Genomic DNA, 16,337 nt, shown 5'->3' with positions numbered 1-16,337 from the left:
GGCCACCCCCGCCTCCGTCCTCCCCACCGCGGGCGGCCTCACCGCCGCCCCGGTGATGCGAGGACTCGGCCCCGGAGGCTCAACTCTCCCGCCACACCAGGGCCGTGAGCACCGCGCTGGTCACGGTGACGGGCTGGGCGCTCTGGTTCAGCAGCCGCACCCGCATCCCCCGGCCGGCGCCCAGCCGCTTGGTCAGCGGGACGACGCCGAAGCTGTCGCCGCCGGTCCCGACGATCTCGTGCACGGGGTGGTCGGCCTTGAAGTCACCGCCTTCGTACTCGCTCATCCGGACCTGGACGACCCCGCCGACGGGCAGGCCCTCGAACCGCAGGCTGACCGAGCCGGTGAAGCGGGCGGCTCCGCGCGCGAAGACCGCGCCGTCGGTGGCGTGGCCGCCCGGCTCGTCCGACCACTCCTCGGTGAACTCGATCGAGTCCCAGGCGTCCGGCCGCAGCGCGTAGGGCCTGGCGACACCGAGGTTCACGTAGGCGGGCATCTCGTCGTCCTCCTGGGATGCGGGGTTCCAACCGGGGCTGTGCCGCAGCCGCTCGGCGACGTCGGCGCGGAGCCTGTCCATGGTGAGCTTGAAGGGGCCGCGGCCGACGTATCCGGCGACGGGCCCGGCGGGGTCCGGCTTGCCCTCGATCGAGGTCTCCAGATGCCCGGCGCAACTGGCCGCGCTCCAGCCGTGCGCGCGGCACACGGCTGCGTTGAACCGGACCCAGGTGTCGTACTGCGCGCGGGTGTAGGTGTCCTTGCCGTTCCCGAGGTTCTCGACCTCGATCCCGTAGAGCACGTCGTTGCCGTCGACAGTGCCCGAGCGGGCGTCGGGGCGGGGGATCGGCCGCTCGGCCAGGATCGCCTCGTACGCGTTCCGGGCGGCCAGTCCGGCATGGTTGGCCCGGCCGTCCGCCACCAGGACCAGGACCCCGGACTTCGGCAGATAGGCGTGGGCGAGCGGGGCGGGCAGTCCGGGCCGCCCCTTGACCGCGATGGTGGCGAGGCTGTCGGTGCCGGCCGTGTGGTGGTTCAGCACACCGTGCACCGGGCCGAATATCCGGCCCGTCGCCCCGTCACGGCCGCGTGTCGTCCAGCCCGCGTACTCCGTGAAGCGGACGCCCTCGGCGCGCAACGCCGCCCGCCACCCGGCCGGGGTCAGGGGAGACGTCATCACGTCACCCCCGGCCGATGTCCACGGTGCCTTCTCGTCATCAGCGTCCTCGCCGTCCTCGCCGTCGTACCGGGACAGGCGCCGCGCGGTGACTCTCGGTGAGCTCCCGGATGCGGGCCCGCACCGGCCGGCCGACGAGGCGCCCGCACTCGTTCCCGGAGTGGCGCCCGGCGGCGGCCTGCGCGTTCACATCGGTAATGCCCCGCTGTCCGGGACGTACGCGTGGGCGGGTGAAGTCGTGCGCACCGGCGCCCGCGTGTGCGGACGGTGAGCGATCCGGTGGTCGCGTGGAAACGTCACGTTCGCAACCAGCCGCTCGCCCTCCCGCCTTTTCGGGGCCGATCTTGGGGGCACTTGACGAAGTGTCCGCTCGCCGCCGCGCACCCGCGGCGGCACATCCGGAGGAAGAACAGGAAGGCGAAGGCCATGCGGTTCGACGACGCCGGACGAATCCACCGACCCCGACTGCCTCGGCGGCGCAAGGGACGGGCACTGCGCGCCGTACGACGAGAAGTGTGCGAACTGCCCGGCCTCGGCGGGCGGGACCTGTTCGCGGTGCCGGACGAGGAACTGCGGTCGCCGCACCGCCGTGCCCTGGTGCGGGACCTGCGTCCGCTGACCCCCATCCGCAGCCGTCCGTCGCGGAGTTGACCGCCTCCCCCGGGGGCGCGTGGGGCGACGGGATGAGCCCTGTACGCGCCCCCGAGGGCGCCGGAAGAATGCTCCCCGCCGGCGGTCCCGCCGCCGCGCTCCGGTCCGCGTCACCGCCCCACCGTCCAGGAGAGCAGGTCGGCTGCCGTGCTGTTGCGTCTTCCCACGTCCGTGTCCGAGGCACAGCGATACCTGGCCCAGAAAGCCGTACCGGTGGGCGGGGCGACCCTGGTGTGGGCCACGTGGCAGCGGGACGGCTTCCCCGACCAGGCCCTGTCGCTGCGCCACGTCCCGGAGGCCAACGAACTGGGTCGGAACGCGCTGGGCGCGGCCGTGGTGCTGCACCAGATCGACGACCGTGTGCCGCTGGTGCTGCACTGGGCGGCCGCCTCGGTGGGCACCGGAGCGGTGCGCCGCGCGGCCACGGTCGGCGGCAACCTCGTCGGCAGCGCGCTGCGCTGCCTGCTGCCCGCGGCGCTCGTCCTGGACGCCCGGGCGACCGTGCTGGAGGCCGACCGGGTCCACGAGGCCGATCTCGGAGAAGTCGTCGCCAAGCGGCCGCTCCTGCTCGGCCTTCGCTGGCGTGAGCCGATCGCCAGCGCGTACCGCAAGCTGCCCCAGGAGGCGGGCGGACGGCCGCCGTTCGTGGTCGCCGCCGCCCTGCACGCGACCCACGGGGGACCCGACCGTCTCCGCGTCGCCGTCCGCGACGGCCTCGAAGTGCTCAGCGGCAGCGTCGCCCGCGACACCGACACCGAGACGGTGCTGCACGACCTGCGGCGCACGGCGATCGGGGAACTCCCCCCGCAGTCATGGGAGGTGGTCGGCGAACAGGTCACCGCACTTCTCAACGGCCGGACCGACAGGCCCCGTTCCCACCCGTGAGGCCCCGAACCGGGGATGCGGGTGGAAGCGCGGGGGAGGGGCGTGGGAGACCCGGGGGAGATCGTCGATCTGGTGCTGTCGAACTCCCTCGCCCCGGTGTCCACCATGCGCGGCGGCACGAGTCACCATCACCCTCGTCCTGCCCTACGCCGGCCACCGACTGATACCACCCCCGCGCCCGCCCACCCGCGTGACGGTGCGCTGAGGCGCCCGACACACAGGGACCCGACCGGCGCCCGGCAGATCACCGATGGGCCGAACAGCCGAGGAGCGCACCCCTCCAACGAGAGCGGTCCCGCACGGCGCCGCCCGCACCACGACGGCCCTCGCCCTCGCCCGACCAGGCGCCTCCACTGGCAGCCCGCCCCCACCGGGGGTGAGGTGGGGGGATGGGATCCACAGCCGCGCCCCCACCTCCGAGTTCCGCCCAGCGGGCCGGGGCGTTCACGGCGGTGTCGATCGCGCTGTTCTGCATCCAGGTCGACTTCTTCGCGCTCAACCCGGCCGTCCCCGGCATCGCCTCCGACCTGCGCGTGACGGTCTCCGCCGCCCAGTGGACCCTGTCCGCCTACATGCTCGCCATCGGCTGTTTCTTCATCGTCGGCGGCCGCCTCGGCGACCTGTTCGGACGCCGGCCGCTGCTGCTGACCGGCATGGCGCTGTTCACCGCCGGCTGCGCCCTCGCCCCCACCCTCGACGCGCTCGTCGCCGCCCGCGACGAGACCGCCCCCCGCCAGATCGACCTGCCCGGCTGCCTGACCATCGTCACCGTCTTCCTGGCGACCCTTCAGCTCCAGCAGGTACGCGGTCTGTCCGCACTCGCCGCCGGCGCGGTCTTCCTCGTACCGGCCCTCACGGTCGCCTGCACCGGCCCGCTGGGCGCCTGGCTCTCGCTGCGGATGTCCTCCACCACCGTCATGGCCCTCGCCGGACTCGTCGCCGGAACCGGAATGACCGGCCTGAGCCTGGTGTGGTCCTGGTGGCTCTACGTCCCCCTCTTCACCTGGTGCGCCCTCGGTCTCGGACTCGGCTGGACCTTCGCCAGTGTCGCCACCCAGCAGGTGGTCCCGCCCGCCCGCGCGGGCGAGGCCTCCGGCGTCGTACTCACCGCACTGGTCACCCTCGGCGCCGTCGCCCTCGCGGCCACGGCCACCGCCGTCACCGCCCTCACCCCTGAGACCGGCCCCGCGCACGCCTACGACGCCATCCTGCGCACCGGCGGCGCGATCGTCCTCGAGGCCTGTGCCGCGGTCTTGTTCGTCCGGCACCGGCTCGCCGTACGCGGCCTCGTACCGTCCCCCGTCGGCTCGGCCGACCCGGCCGACGTGACCGGCTCGGCGGGTCCGGTCGGACGCCGCCGATCCCGTTGCCCCGCGCGGGTCATGCCGTCCCTCGGCAGACGGAACCTCAGCCGAGACCACCCGTATGCGGCTCCGTCGCAGGAAAGCAGAAAATCAGATCCTCCTGATGGGTCATCGGCTTCCATCTGATGGGGCATCGACATCCCGCGGAGCCGCCCGGATGGCCCCAGGATGCGGCGCTGGCCGGATAGCCCATCTGCGGCGCCCCAGTGGTAGGCCGCCCCGATCCTGCCGAAAGTGATCACGTTGCACCTGTGTTTCCGAGTGAGCGGGCAGCCTGCCGGCTCTCGCAGTTGCGACGGAAGGAACACCCATGCGTATCACCCGTACTCTGTTCACTTCGGCGGCGATCGCCGCCGCCGTGGCTCTGTCCGCGCCGGCGGCCGGCGCCGCGACCCTGTCCGCGTTCGCGGTGGCGCCGGCCGCGGGCTCCGACCACGGCGACTCGCACGGTTCCCGGGGCGACGACTCGGACGGCAACGGCGGCGACAACGGCGGCGACAACGGCGGCTCGAGGGGCGACGAAGGCGGCTCCCAGGGCGACGACGGCGGCTCGAAGGGCGACGACGGCGGCTCGAAGGGCGACGACGGCGGCTCGAAGGGCGACGACGAAGGCCAGTCCAGGGGCGACGAGGGCTCGAAGGGCGACGAAGGCGGCTCCCAGGGCGACGATGACGACTCGTCGAAGAAGGGCGGCGAGTGGTCCAAGAAGGGCGGCGAGTCGTCGAAGAAGGGCGGCGACTGGTCCAAGAAGGGCGGCGACTCGTCCAAGAAGGAAGAGGGCCGCAGCGGCGGCAAGCCGAAGGGCGGCGTCCACGCCGGTGGCGGCGCGCTGGCCATGGCGCCCAACGAGGGTGGCCGCGGCGGCGACGAGGGTGGCCGCGGCGGCGACGAGGGCGGCTGGTCCAAGTCGGGCGGCGGCGACGACGAGGGCGGTCGCGGCGGCGACGAGGGTGGCTCCTCCAAGGGCGGCGAGGGCGGCTGGTCCAAGTCGCACGGCGGCAGCGAGGGTGGCTCCTCGAAGGGCGACGAGCGCGGTGGCAGCAAGCCGCGCGGCGGCGTCCACGCCGGTGGCGGCGGCCTGGCGGACAGCACCAACACGCTGGGTGTGGGAGCCGCGCTCCTGCTGGGCGGCCTGGGAGCCGGCGCGTACATGCTGCGTCGGCGCAACGGGTCGAACGCCTCCGCGGCCTGAGCCGATTCCTCTACCGACCGCTGTGCTGTCGCGGTCTTCGTCACCCGCCGAGGGTGGCCGAAGACCGCGACAGCGGCTTTCCCCCCACCCGGCTCACCGTCACCCGTTCACGAAAGGCATCTCGCATGGCCTCCCCGCAGTCGCCTCGGACGGAGCAGCCCGGTACCGAGCCCGCCGCACGGCCTCGCCGGAACCACCTCGTGTGGCCGGCGGCGGCGGTGGCGCTGGGCGCTCTGCTCATCCACAACTCCCTGGACACCCCGGTCCAGGGCCTCGGCAGCCCGACGCACGTCCGGCCCACCACCGTCTACAGCAGCGTGCCGGATGTCCCCGACGTCGAGGCGACGCCCCCGCCGCCCACCGACGACGGCTCGCTGTCCCGATCGGAGCCGACACGGCTGTCGATCCCGTCCATCGGTGTGAACGCGCCCTTCACCAAGCTGAACATCGGCCCGTCGGGACAGCTCCAGGCCCCGCCGCCGAACAACACCAATCTCGTCGGCTGGTTCGAAGGCGGCGTCTCCCCGGGCGAGCGCGGAGCGTCGATCGTCGTGGGGCACCTCGACACGAAGATCGGTCGCGCCGTCTTCGCGGACCTGGACACACTCCAGCACGGAAGCCTGGTGAAGATCACGCGTGCGGACGGTGTCACCGCGCGCTTCAAGGTCGACTCCGTCCAGGTCTTCAGCAAGGCGAACTTCCCCAACGACAAGGTCTACGCCGACACCCCCACACCCGAGCTGCGCCTGATCACGTGCGGCGGCGCCTACAACCGCACCGTACGGGACTACGAGGACAACGTGGTGGTGTTCGCCCACCTCGACTCGACCGACCCCGCCTGACGCCCTCCCGGTGGCCACGGGCCCGGCCGGAGCCGACGGCGTCCGGGATTCATCTGGTCCAACCAGTTGACCAGCCGTCGCGGCGGGTGCACGCTGACCGCCATGGCAGAGGAACGCATCCGGCGGGAAGCGGTCTCCGACCAGCTTTTCGCGCTGCTCAGGGACCGCGTCCTGAGCGGTGCCCTGCCCGCGGGCACCGCCCTGACGGCCGAGCGGGACCTGGCCGCCGAGTTCGGCGTCAACCGGCACGCCGTGCGGGAGGCGCTGAAACGCCTTCAGCAGGCGCGGCTGGTCGAGGTGAGCCACGGCGGCCGCACCATGGTGCTGGACTGGCGGCGCACCGCCGGACTGGACCTGGCGGTGCGGATGGCCGAGGCCGGCCCGCCGCTGGACTCCCACGACCTGCGACGCGACGTCCTGGAGATGCGGGCGTGCGTCGGCGCCGACGCGGCCCGGCTGTGCGCGGCGCGCTGCTCGCCGGAACAGGCGGCCGCCATCGAGGCGGCGGCGGCCGGCTACGCGCAGGCCGGCCCCGACCTCGCCGCTCTCGGCGCGGCGGACGTCGCCTGGTGGCGGCTGATCGTCGAGGGCTCCGGCAACCTGGCCTATCTGCTGTCCTTCAACACCCTCGTGGGCGGCACGCTCGCCGCCGGTGAAGTGCCGCCCGACCGCCGGGCCGAGGAACTGCTCGACGTGGCGGCCCATCTGCGGCTCGCCGAACTGATCGCCGCACGCGACGAGGAGGGCGCCGAGCGGCTGGCCCGCCACCTCCTCTCCCGCAGTGTGCCCGCCGTCCCGGAGAGGAGAGCGGGCTGACATGATCCCCGCCATCGTGTACGCGATACCGTTCTTCGTCCTGCTGGTCGCGGTGGAGGCGCTGTCGTACCGCTTCCTCCCCGACGACGAGGAGCGCGGCTACGAACTGCGCGACACGGTCACCAGCATGTCCATGGGCGCGGGCAGCCAGGTCATCGGACTGCCGTGGAAGGTGGTCGCGGTCCTCGGCTACGCCGCCGTCTGGAGTGTCGCCCCCTGGCACCCGCCGGTCACCTCGCCGTGGACATGGATCCTGCTGTTCTTCGCCGACGACCTGGCGTACTACGCCTTCCACCGCGCGCACCACCGCGTCCGCGTCCTGTGGGCGAGCCACGTCGTGCACCACTCCAGCGTGCGCTTCAACCTCTCCACCGCGCTCCGCCAGAGCTGGACGCCCATGACCACGCTGCCCTTCTGGCTGCCCCTCGCCCTGCTGGGCCTGCCGCCGTGGATGATCCTGCTGCAGCAGTCGTTCAGCCTCCTCTACCAGTTCTTCCTGCACACCGAGCGGGTGGACAAGCTGTGGCGTCCGGTCGAAGGGGTCTTCAACACCCCCTCGCACCACCGGGTCCACCACGCCTCCAACGACGTCTACCTGGACCGCAACTACGGCGGCATCCTCATCCTGTGGGACCGGCTCTTCGGCACCTTCGAACCGGAGCGGGAGCGGGTCGTGTACGGGCTGACGAAGAACATCGACACCTACAACCCGCTGCGGGTGGCCTTCCACGAGTACGCCGCCGCCTGGCGCGACGTCCGAGGAGCGCGGCGCTGGCGCGACAAGGCGGGCCATCTCTTCGGCCCGCCCGGATGGTCGCCGAGGGCGGAGCTCTGAGATGCCGCCGATCCTCCTCGCCTACGCGGGACTTGCCGCGCTGAACCTGGCCGGCGTCGCACTGCACCAGGAGCTCCTGGAATGGTGCACCAAGCCGCTGCTCGCACCGCTGCTGGCCGTGTACCTGTGGCGCTTCACGCGCCGCGACCATCCCGCCGTGCTCGCCGGCCTGGCACTGGCGGCCGCCGGTGACGTCGCCCTGCTCCTGCCGGGCGCCGGGGCCTTCGTGGCGGGCATCGCCTGCTTCCTGGGCACCCAGCTCTGCTACATCACCGCCTTCGTCCGGCAGGGCGCCGTCGCCCACCTGCGCGCCCGGCCGCTGCTGTGCGCGGCCTGCCTCGCGGTGTGGGCGGCCGTGAACGCGGCCCTGCTGCCCCACCTCGGACCGCTGGCCTGGGCGGTCGCTCCCTACAGCCTGGCCCTGGTGACCATGGCGGCGACCGCGCAGGTCCGGGGGCCGCGTGCGGCCTGGGGAGGGGCGGTGTTCGTCGCCTCGGACCTGCTGATCGGACTCGGCGCGGCGGGAACGGAGTTCACCGGCCGCCCGGTCCTCGTCATGGCCACCTACACCCTGGCCCAGTTCCTGCTGGTCGACGCCTTCGCCCGCACCCGGCCACCGCGCACGGCGCTCCATCCCGCACCCGAGCACACCGAGCGGGTACCGCCCGGCGACCGACCGCGACGCGCCACGCCGCAAAACGGCTGAGCGATTGTCAGTGCCGTGCTGAACAATGGCGGGAAGAAATGAGATCGACATCGCCCGAACGGGGTAACCGGTCTCCAGTCCCTGTCATGAGGAAGGCCTCCACACTGATGCAGCCCATCCCCGGTCCGGCGGCTCCGGCCTCCGCCGCCTCCCCGACCGCGCGACGGCAGCAGGCCGAGGACATACGCGCATACGCGGTCACCGCCGCCGCCGTCATACCCGCCGCACGGGGCCGGCACGCGGCACCGCCAGGCCCCGAGCGCGGAGACGGGCCACCGCTGCCGGACGCGACGCGGTCCCGCGCCGCCCGTCACGCCCGGGTCCGGCGGACCGCGCTCGGGGAGGCCTGACGATGCTCCTGACCCACCGCGGCCGCTCCGGCGCCCCGCTCAGCCCCAAGGGCGCCGACCTCCTGCGCATCATCAACGACCCCGGTACCACGGTCTTCCTCACCGTGCACGCGGGCGGCCGCCGCAGATACAGCTACTGGCAGCCGTTCGACGCCGCCACCGGCCAGGGAAGCTGCTACGTCGCCCTCCCCACCGCCGAGTGCGACGCCCTGCACTCCAGCGGGCGGATCGCCCTCGGCGAGCCCGTGGTCGACCCCACCAAGACGACGTACCGCGTCCGGCCCGTCCGTACCTCGTCCGCCTCCCAGCGTGCGGCCCAGCGGTGGTCCCGCGCCGCCTGACCGGCGTCCGACCGCGGGCCGCCGCCCCAGCCGAAGGGACCGGCGCCCATCCGGAGCCCGCCACGGCACCGCGCCCCCTGCGGCACTCAGTCACCGACTCCCAGCCCGATGCCCGGTGAGCGACTGCCGCTGGGCGAGGCGCTGGCGCTGCCGGTGGGACTGGCGGACGGCCTCGCGGAGGCGGACGCCGTTCGCGTGGGCGAGGCGGGGCGGCTGCCGGTAGGCCGTGGGGCCGGCCTCGTCCTGGACGGGGGCGGCGCACTGCTGGTGGCCGCGGAGGGCGACCGGGACGTCGGCGGCGCGCTGGGCGTCACGGTGGGCAGAGGACGGCGGAAGCCCTCACCACCACGGTTCTCGACAGCCTTTCGGGCCGGGTGCGTGGTCGCACGCTCGGGCGGGGTGGACGAGGTGGGCGAGTCGGTGACGTCGAGCCGGGAGTCCTCGGGCAGCGGCTGGTCCGGGATCGTCGCCGCGCGCGGGGTCGCCGACTGGGGAAGCACCGACGCTGCGGCCACTCCGCCGAGGACGGTGAAGGCGGCCGCGGCAAGAGACCTGACGGCGTACCTCCTCATCCGCGGCGGACGGTTGTCCCGGCCGGTCGGCAGCTCCTGCGGGGGAGTTGGCGCTCCCGGGCCCTCGGCACCGTCGGGGGAGCCGGTGGGGCCGGGCAGCTCGCTGAAGTGGAACTCCGCTGTCCTGGTGCCCACGGTCGCGGGAGCGACATCACCCGGCTCGCCGAGCGGTGCCATCCGGGAGTCGTAGGCCCCGCACTCGGGGCAGGTCACGGCGCCGTTGAGCGTGCGGCTGCACGGGATGCAGTAGTCCATGACGCGACCGCTCAGTCCTCGGTCCGGCCGGGGCCGGCAGGCACCCGGGCGGGGCGGGAGCCGGCGAGGGGGACACGCCGCGTTGTTGCCGTCGGAGCAGTCATAGCCATGTGCGAACCTCATTCACCGGTCTCGAGGTGGGTCACCGGTTACCGGGGTCAACGGTGCGGACGGAGGGCGTGCTCACCGACCGGCCGAAAAGTGGGATACGCAACTTCGCGGCCGCTCCCCACCAGGGCGCCGGATCGGCTCCGTTCGCGGCCGCGCCCGGGTGGTGTGACAAGGCGACGTATTGCACCGTCCAGGTGATCCGCCCGGAGTGCTGCAACCGCGGCCCGCGCCGTTGGCCTCTGTCCTCACCAAGACCGTCGCAAGCACGCACAGCGGTGAGAACGGAGCATGACATGCAGACACTGAGGCCGATCGCCGACCTGTCCTGGGACCGTGCAGCGGACGAGGACTTCCTGCTGCCGCCCCCGAACCCGGGCCAGCGCATCGCCTGCCACGTCCAGCCCGAGGACATGCGACGCCTGGACCTGCACGCGACGCTGACCGCGGCCGGCATCGCCCCCTCGCCGGGCGACCGGGAGGCGATCGAACGCCTCAGCACACTGCCGGACAGCGTGCACGAGGCCCTCCGCCGCTGGCTGCGCGCGGCGGGCTGAGCGAGGGGCCGAACTTCTCCGCAAGCGGGGGAAGCGTATGGCTGTCGGTGGTGCGCTCTATGGTGCGCCCAGGGTCTTGGAGGAGGTTCCCGTGGGTTTTTCAGGCCACTTGGTCTTCGGTTGCAGCAAGCGGCCGCTGCTGCAGTCGCCCGTCTTCGACGCCATGCACCAGGAATTGAAGGACAGCGTGCACACGTCGTGGCCGCGTTCGGGCGGCTGGCAGACGCTCCAGTTGGATGACGGCCTGTGGGAAGAGGGGGACCTGGCCGCGCTGGTCTCGTGGACTCAGGCACCAGCCTGCGTCGCCGACGTCTACGACAGTGGCGTCGCCCTGCTGACCGGGCGAGCACCTGATGGGCAGAAGTGGCAGGCGTGCCTGAACATGGAGGTGGCCGCGTCGCTCTGGGCCGAGGAACCCGACGACCTGGAAGACATGAGTGCGTGGGTGAGCACACCCGAGTTCAGCGAGTCGGTGAGACGCAAGCGTGCCGAACTCCTGGCGGAGGTGCCAAACTCCGCCCGCGGGGCTCTCGTCTGGGCCGCAGCGGCCGGCCGGGCAGGCACTGCCGAGCAGTCCACGATCGAGGAACTGCTGTGTTCCAACGAGACTTTCGTGGAGGACCTCTTCGACGCCCTGCTGGACGCGCTGGGCTTTCCTCCGGCTGTGGAACCCTCGACCAAGTCAGGGTAACGGACCTGTCAGAGGCGCCGACGACGGTGAAAGCCGTTCGCCTCATGCCAGGTTGGCCTCGGTGATGGCGGAGGCCGCCGCCATGATGCTGAGTTGGGGATTGACCTCGGGGCACGAGGGCAGGACGGAGGCGTCGGTGACCAGGACGCCGGTGACGCCGCGCAGGCGGCCGCGGGGGTCGACGGGTGCGCGGTCCGGGTCGGCGCCCGCGGCGGCTGTCCCGGTGGGGTGGAAGGCCGACAGGTGCAGGTGCCGTGGGGTGACGCCGGCGAGGATCGCGTCCAGTTCGTCCGGAGTGCGGGCGTACGGGGCGCCGGGGATGCCGGTGAGGACCTCCTGCGCGCCGGCGGCGAACAGGAGCCGTCCCATGGCGCCCAGGGCGGTGTGCAGGCGCCGGCCGTCGGCCGGGTCCAGGGCGTAGCGGACCAGGGCGCGGTTCCGGCCGCTCACCCGGCCCGAAGGACGGTCCGCGATCATGGCGCCCAGGATCGCCAGGCGGTCGGCGCCGTCGAGTTCCCGGCGCAGGCTGCGACCGAGGCCGGGAAGGATGAAGCTGCTCATCCCGGGCGGGCTCGCGGTGGCCTCGATCAGGACACCGTGCTCGTGGAGTTCCTCGACGCCGACGCTCTGCAGGACGCCGTGCCAGGAGGTCACGGGTTCGCCGAAGCGGCCCGCCAGGCTGGTCGCCGGATGCACGCTGAGGTTTCCGCCCAGCCGCGGGTGGGCTCCGAGACCGGAACGGCGCAGCAGCGGCGGGGTCTCCAGGGCGCCCGCGGCGGCGACCACGAGCGGGGCGAGGATCTCGAAGGCGCTGCCGTCGGCCCGCAGCACGTGAACTCCGGCCGCGCGGGGCACCCCTGGGCGGTCGTGGTCGACCAGGATGCGCCGTACCCGCGCGCCGGTGACGATGCGGGCGCCCGCGGCGCAGGCGTCGGGCAGTACGGACACCTGGACGCTCTGCTTGGCGCCGGTGGGGCAGCCGACCACGCACTGGCACGAGCCCGCGCAGCCGGGCGCGTTGCGGCGCAGCGGCCCGGCCCGCCACCCGAGCCGTTCGGCGCCGGCCAGGGCGAGCAGCCCGTTGCTGCCGAGCACGTCCAGCGGCTGTGTGCCGACGCGCAGGAGCGCCTCGGTCGCGTCGAGGTGCGCGTCGAGTCCGTCGGCGAGGTCGAAACCGAAGCGGCCGCTCCAGCGGGCGAGGACGTGCGGGGGAGTGCGGTAGCAGGTCCCTGAGTTCACGACGGTGGTGCCGCCGACGGCGCGTCCCACGGGCAGCAGCAGGGGCGGGTTGCCGAGAGCGGCGGTCGCGCCGCCGTCCCGGTACAGGCCGGTGAAGCGCTCCAGGGGCGTACGGCGCTGGAAGGAGGCCGTGGAATGGTGCTCGCCCTCTTCGAGGACCACGACGTCGGCCCCGGCGCGTGCCAGGGCGCGGGCGGCGATCGCTCCGCCCGCCCCCGAGCCGATCACGACGGCGTCGGCGGTGGACCGGGCGGGCCACTCCCCGGCGGGCACACAGGCGAGGGGCGGGTCCGCGCGCGGAACGGGAGAGGGCGCCGGCGCCGTCCGCTCGGTGGCCGCGGCGAGCAGGACCGGCACCTTGAGGAGGTCGAGCAGGGGAAGCAGCCGTGGGCGGCCCGCCAGCGAGGCGAGGACCGCCTCACGGTCGTCGGGGCTCAGCGAGGCCAGCCGGCGGCCCGTGCGGAGTACGCCGTAGACGTCGACGGCGGCGGCCCCGGTGCGTACCGCGGCCCGTACCGGTCGCGGCAGCGCGGCCAGCAGCGTGTCGAGGCGGTGCGGCACGCGTGCGGCCCACGGGTCGTCGCCGGTGTCGGCGATCAGGGCGGCCACGAATCCTTCGGCGGTCACCGGTCACCCACCTCGACGTGCGCGGTGCCGTCCAGCGTCCAGGCCGCCTCGGTGCGCCACCGGCCCCACCAGCGTTCGAGTACGACCTCGGCGTCGGCGCGCTCGCTGTTGCGGCACACCGCCGGGGCGCCGTCCGGATCGCGGTAGTCGAGGGCGAGGGTCCGGTCCGCGGGCTGGGTGACGGTGACGCGGACGCGCCGCAGGGCGGTGCGCCCGGTCACCGTCCACTCCGGCAGGCCGATCCGGGCACGGAACCGCCCGATCCCCAGCAGCCCGGCCGCCGAGCGCTCCGGCCGCGAGGGCCAGGTGCGGCCACGGTGCTTGAGCCGCAGGAAGACCAGAGGCGGCAGACGGCGCAGCCCCGGCCTGGTGGACACGGCCGCGACGACTTCCAGGACGTCCCCATGGCCGAGATCGGCGTGGAGCCAGGCCCAGCGACGGGCGTTCCCATGGCCGTAGATGCGGGCGGAGGCCCCCGGCGCGTCCCGCAGAGTGAGCGTGCGTTCTCCGTCGTGGAGTGTGCCGCTGTAGGCGGCGCGGGAGGCCGGCAGCAGGTGCGTCGCCGGGAGGAGGGTGCGCCGCCACGACCAGCGCGGAAAGGTGAACAGCGGTGCGCCCGACGGGGTCTCGGTGAGGTCCCAGCTGAAGTCCTCGGCCGCGCCGTTCAGTTGTCCGCCCACCGCAGTGACACCGGCGGCGCTGAACCCGCCGGCGGGTCGGGGCCAGGGGGCGGGCCCGAAGCGGGCGTGACGCACCTTTCCCTCCCGCGGGAAGGTGGCGACCCAGCCGTGGGCCGCGGGCGGGGATCCGTCGGTGGGCACGGTGAGTTCGTGGTGCAGCCAGACTCCGGTGCCGGTGGCCGGGTCGGTGAGCGTGGTGTACCAGACCTCGGTGCGGCCGGGCCGGCCGTCCCACCGGGGCGCGGCGTAGCGGTCGGCCTCCTCCCGGCCGGGGAAGCGGAAACTGAGCAGGAAGGGGAGCAGTCCGGTGGCGGCAGGGAAGCGGAGCGTTCCTGTACCGACGCGCGCTCCGTCCTCGTAGAGGGTGACCGGCAGGACCGTCATCGACTTCACCGGATGACGGGCTGTCACCGACTTCCACCCGTCCAGAGTGAGCATGCGCCGGTCGGCGGTGGTGAAGGACAACTGGTAGCGGATACGGCGGCGGGTGAGCGGTGAGATCTGCATGGTGCCCCGCGTGCGCGGGTCGTCGGCCATCCCCGTGATGCGCAGTCGGCCGTTCAGCCGGGCCGTGGTGGTGCGATGCGGCCGCAGCACCTCGTCCGCCTCCGCGCGCAGGTCCAGACGGATACGCCGGTCGTGGTCGTCGCTGTCGAGACGGACCGTGCCCAGCAGCGTCTCCGCGAACGAGGTTCCCCTCACGACAGCCCCTCCAGCATGATCTGCTCGGTCTCCCGCAGGTAGGTGTCGGCGGACGCCCTCGCCCTGGCGGTGTCCGCCGCCGTCACCGCCTCGACCACGGGAGCGAGCCGCCGGTGAGCGGCGTCCGCGTCGGTGAAGGGTCCGCGCAGCGCGGCCCGCACGGGGAGGTAGGCGTTGAACAGGGTGTTGGTCAGCAGCACGTAGACGCGGTTGCCGGTGGCGCGGGCGAGGGCGCGGTGCACCTCGACGTCGGCCAGCTGTACGGCGTCGGGGCTCTCCGCGTCGCGTACGGCGTCCAGCAGGGCCCGCAACTCCCTGCGCCGCGCGTCCGTGGCCCGCTCGGCGGCCCGCTCGGCGATCAGGGCGCCGATGCTGCGGCGCACCTCGAACACCTCATGGATCCACCGCGCGTCGTGACGTACCAGCATGGGCAGCAGATCCGCGCCACCGAGGCGGGCGAAGTCCCGTACGCGGGTGCCGACACCGTGCCGGGTCTCCAGCAGCCCGGCCTGCATCAGACGCCCGAAGGCGTGCTTGAGGGTGGTGCGCGTGACGCCGTACCCGTCGGCGAGCTGACGCTCGGGTGGGAGATAACTGCCCGGCGGGCGGCTGCCGTTCAGGATGTCCTCGCGCAGCCGGTTCTCCAGGACATCCACGATCGTCTCGCGGGGCAACGCCTCCACGGTCCCTCCTCGGGGCGGCTCAGTGACTGAGTGGCTCAGCCACTGAATCAGCGCGCACGAGGGACCGTCAACCCCTGCGGCCCCCAACGAGTGCTGTCTACTGGTGCTGCTGTCCGTGCCTGATACTGCTGATTCCGTGCTTCACGGGCGGAAGGTGACGACGGAGCTGACAACGGACACAAGCAGCAGTGCCATTCCGACCAGGAGTCCGAGGGTTGCGGACCGCTCAGACCGCTCCCTGTGCTCGCGGTCCTCCTCGGCGTTCTCCCTCTGCCGAATGCGTGCATGAAGTCCCGCCGCGGTGGGATCGTCGGCCACTTCGCTCATGCCACGCCTCATCAGGCGCCTAAGGTCTCGATCGGTGATCTTCCATGACGGGGTGGGGGCGGATTCCTCTGCCATGACGCACCTCATGGTCGGCGACTCTGCGACATCCTCGCACAGAGAGTGTCCCTCAACCCGACTCCTGAATAGCTGCGTTGGACGCGGAATGCCTTGGCGACAGGCGACAGGCGACAGGCGACAGGCGACAACGCGGCTCGATCCGCGCCCGGCGGTCTCAGCAGTTCGCGCTGTAGCGAACGCATCCGGGTGGCGGGGTGTGGCTGTGGTCCCACTCGTGCTGCGCGGCCGCCAGCGAGCCGCCTGCCAAGAGGGCCACCAGCAGGTGCGCGATCACCGTCCAACGGGCACGGAAGACGGCCGCGAGAACTGCCAGGACGAGTACGGCGATCAGCAGCACCCGTACCCGCCCGATGTGCGCGAGGCCGGCCGCGTCGATCTGTGCTTGTTCGCCTTGCGCTGCCCATACCTCCAGGCCGTAGCCGTATATCCAATCCACCACGAGCCACGCGGTCTCCAACAGGAACAGCGGGATCGCGAGGGCGAGGTCCACGCCCGGGCGTGTTCGGTGCGACCAGGGGCGCCGGCGTTCCGGAGCCGGGAGGGTCTCGGTCATGGGTGCAGGATGCCGCGCCTGGTGGTGGTGCGGATGAGTACCCGTACCCAAGTCCGTGCGGATCGTGGATCATTCGCAGCGCGATGGCAACGTGCAAGGGACGAGGCCGAGC

General features: G+C 73.1%; 17 protein-coding genes. 12 read left to right on the top strand and 5 right to left on the bottom strand.

From position 1 onward, the window contains the following. Window positions 1-79: 79 nt before the first annotated feature. The gene (locus tag ACIPM1_RS15540) at window positions 80-1,171 is read right to left on the bottom strand and encodes an N-acetylmuramoyl-L-alanine amidase (RefSeq protein ID WP_402434181.1); all 1,092 of its coding nucleotides are present in this window, start codon (window positions 1,169-1,171) and stop codon (window positions 80-82) included. Between the two features lie 354 nt (window positions 1,172-1,525). Between ACIPM1_RS15540 and ACIPM1_RS15535 the strand changes: the two genes are divergently transcribed. From ACIPM1_RS15535 to ACIPM1_RS15480, 12 genes are all read left to right on the top strand, one after another. After that, entirely contained in the window at window positions 1,526-1,822 is a 297-nt protein-coding gene (locus ACIPM1_RS15535) for a hypothetical protein (RefSeq protein ID WP_356192118.1), read from the top strand. A 147-nt stretch (window positions 1,823-1,969) separates the two neighbouring features. Then, entirely contained in the window at window positions 1,970-2,707 is a 738-nt protein-coding gene (locus ACIPM1_RS15530; RefSeq protein ID WP_402434178.1) for an FAD binding domain-containing protein, read from the top strand. Window positions 2,708-3,096: 389 nt separating this feature from the next. Further along, the gene (locus ACIPM1_RS15525; protein WP_402434175.1) at window positions 3,097-4,197 is read left to right on the top strand and encodes an MFS transporter; all 1,101 of its coding nucleotides are present in this window, start codon (window positions 3,097-3,099) and stop codon (window positions 4,195-4,197) included. A 184-nt stretch (window positions 4,198-4,381) separates the two neighbouring features. Beyond that, the gene (locus tag ACIPM1_RS15520) at window positions 4,382-5,263 is read left to right on the top strand and encodes a hypothetical protein (protein WP_402434172.1); all 882 of its coding nucleotides are present in this window, start codon (window positions 4,382-4,384) and stop codon (window positions 5,261-5,263) included. Between the two features lie 125 nt (window positions 5,264-5,388). Then, window positions 5,389-6,105, top strand: coding sequence for a class F sortase (locus tag ACIPM1_RS15515; protein WP_402434169.1), 717 nt, complete (start codon window positions 5,389-5,391; stop codon window positions 6,103-6,105). A 102-nt stretch (window positions 6,106-6,207) separates the two neighbouring features. Then, window positions 6,208-6,921, top strand: a complete 714-nt coding sequence (locus ACIPM1_RS15510; protein ID WP_356192105.1) for a GntR family transcriptional regulator — start codon at window positions 6,208-6,210, stop codon at window positions 6,919-6,921. A 1-nt stretch (window position 6,922) separates the two neighbouring features. Continuing rightward, entirely contained in the window at window positions 6,923-7,756 is an 834-nt protein-coding gene (locus ACIPM1_RS15505) for a sterol desaturase family protein (protein ID WP_356192103.1), read from the top strand. Window position 7,757: 1 nt separating this feature from the next. Then, window positions 7,758-8,462, top strand: coding sequence for a lysoplasmalogenase (locus ACIPM1_RS15500; protein WP_402434164.1), 705 nt, complete (start codon window positions 7,758-7,760; stop codon window positions 8,460-8,462). Window positions 8,463-8,814: 352 nt separating this feature from the next. Further along, window positions 8,815-9,153: a hypothetical protein gene (locus tag ACIPM1_RS15495; protein WP_356192096.1), complete on the top strand. Its 339-nt coding sequence runs from the start codon at window positions 8,815-8,817 to the stop codon at window positions 9,151-9,153. Between the two features lie 108 nt (window positions 9,154-9,261). Continuing rightward, window positions 9,262-9,915 (top strand): hypothetical protein, encoded by a 654-nt coding sequence (locus tag ACIPM1_RS15490; protein ID WP_402434161.1) that lies wholly within the window; start codon window positions 9,262-9,264, stop codon window positions 9,913-9,915. Window positions 9,916-10,384: 469 nt separating this feature from the next. Then, window positions 10,385-10,645 (top strand): hypothetical protein, encoded by a 261-nt coding sequence (locus tag ACIPM1_RS15485; protein ID WP_402434158.1) that lies wholly within the window; start codon window positions 10,385-10,387, stop codon window positions 10,643-10,645. Window positions 10,646-10,736: 91 nt separating this feature from the next. Beyond that, a complete protein-coding gene (locus ACIPM1_RS15480; protein ID WP_402434156.1) occupies window positions 10,737-11,336 on the top strand; it encodes a hypothetical protein in 600 nt (199 codons plus the stop codon). A 42-nt stretch (window positions 11,337-11,378) separates the two neighbouring features. Here the strand turns inward: ACIPM1_RS15480 and ACIPM1_RS15475 are convergent, their stop codons facing one another. The 4 genes from ACIPM1_RS15475 to ACIPM1_RS15460 form a co-directional block, all read right to left on the bottom strand. Beyond that, complete coding sequence (locus ACIPM1_RS15475) at window positions 11,379-13,202, bottom strand: GMC family oxidoreductase N-terminal domain-containing protein (protein WP_402434153.1); 1,824 nt, start codon at window positions 13,200-13,202, stop codon at window positions 11,379-11,381. Next, window positions 13,199-14,584: a hypothetical protein gene (locus ACIPM1_RS15470; protein ID WP_402434150.1), complete on the bottom strand. Its 1,386-nt coding sequence runs from the start codon at window positions 14,582-14,584 to the stop codon at window positions 13,199-13,201. Before ACIPM1_RS15470 ends, ACIPM1_RS15475 begins: the two co-directional genes overlap by 4 nt. Beyond that, window positions 14,581-15,267: a GntR family transcriptional regulator gene (locus ACIPM1_RS15465; protein WP_356192080.1), complete on the bottom strand. Its 687-nt coding sequence runs from the start codon at window positions 15,265-15,267 to the stop codon at window positions 14,581-14,583. The genes ACIPM1_RS15470 and ACIPM1_RS15465 overlap by 4 nt, the downstream gene beginning before the upstream one ends. Before the next feature lie 559 nt (window positions 15,268-15,826). Next, the gene (locus ACIPM1_RS15460; RefSeq protein ID WP_402434146.1) at window positions 15,827-16,225 is read right to left on the bottom strand and encodes a DUF6234 family protein; all 399 of its coding nucleotides are present in this window, start codon (window positions 16,223-16,225) and stop codon (window positions 15,827-15,829) included. Window positions 16,226-16,337 lie beyond the last annotated feature (112 nt).

This window comes from Streptomyces sp. NPDC086766, assembly GCF_044746005.1.
Taxonomy (GTDB): Bacteria; Actinomycetota; Actinomycetes; order Streptomycetales; family Streptomycetaceae; genus Streptomyces.
This window is presented reverse-complemented; position numbering and strand designations above follow the sequence as displayed.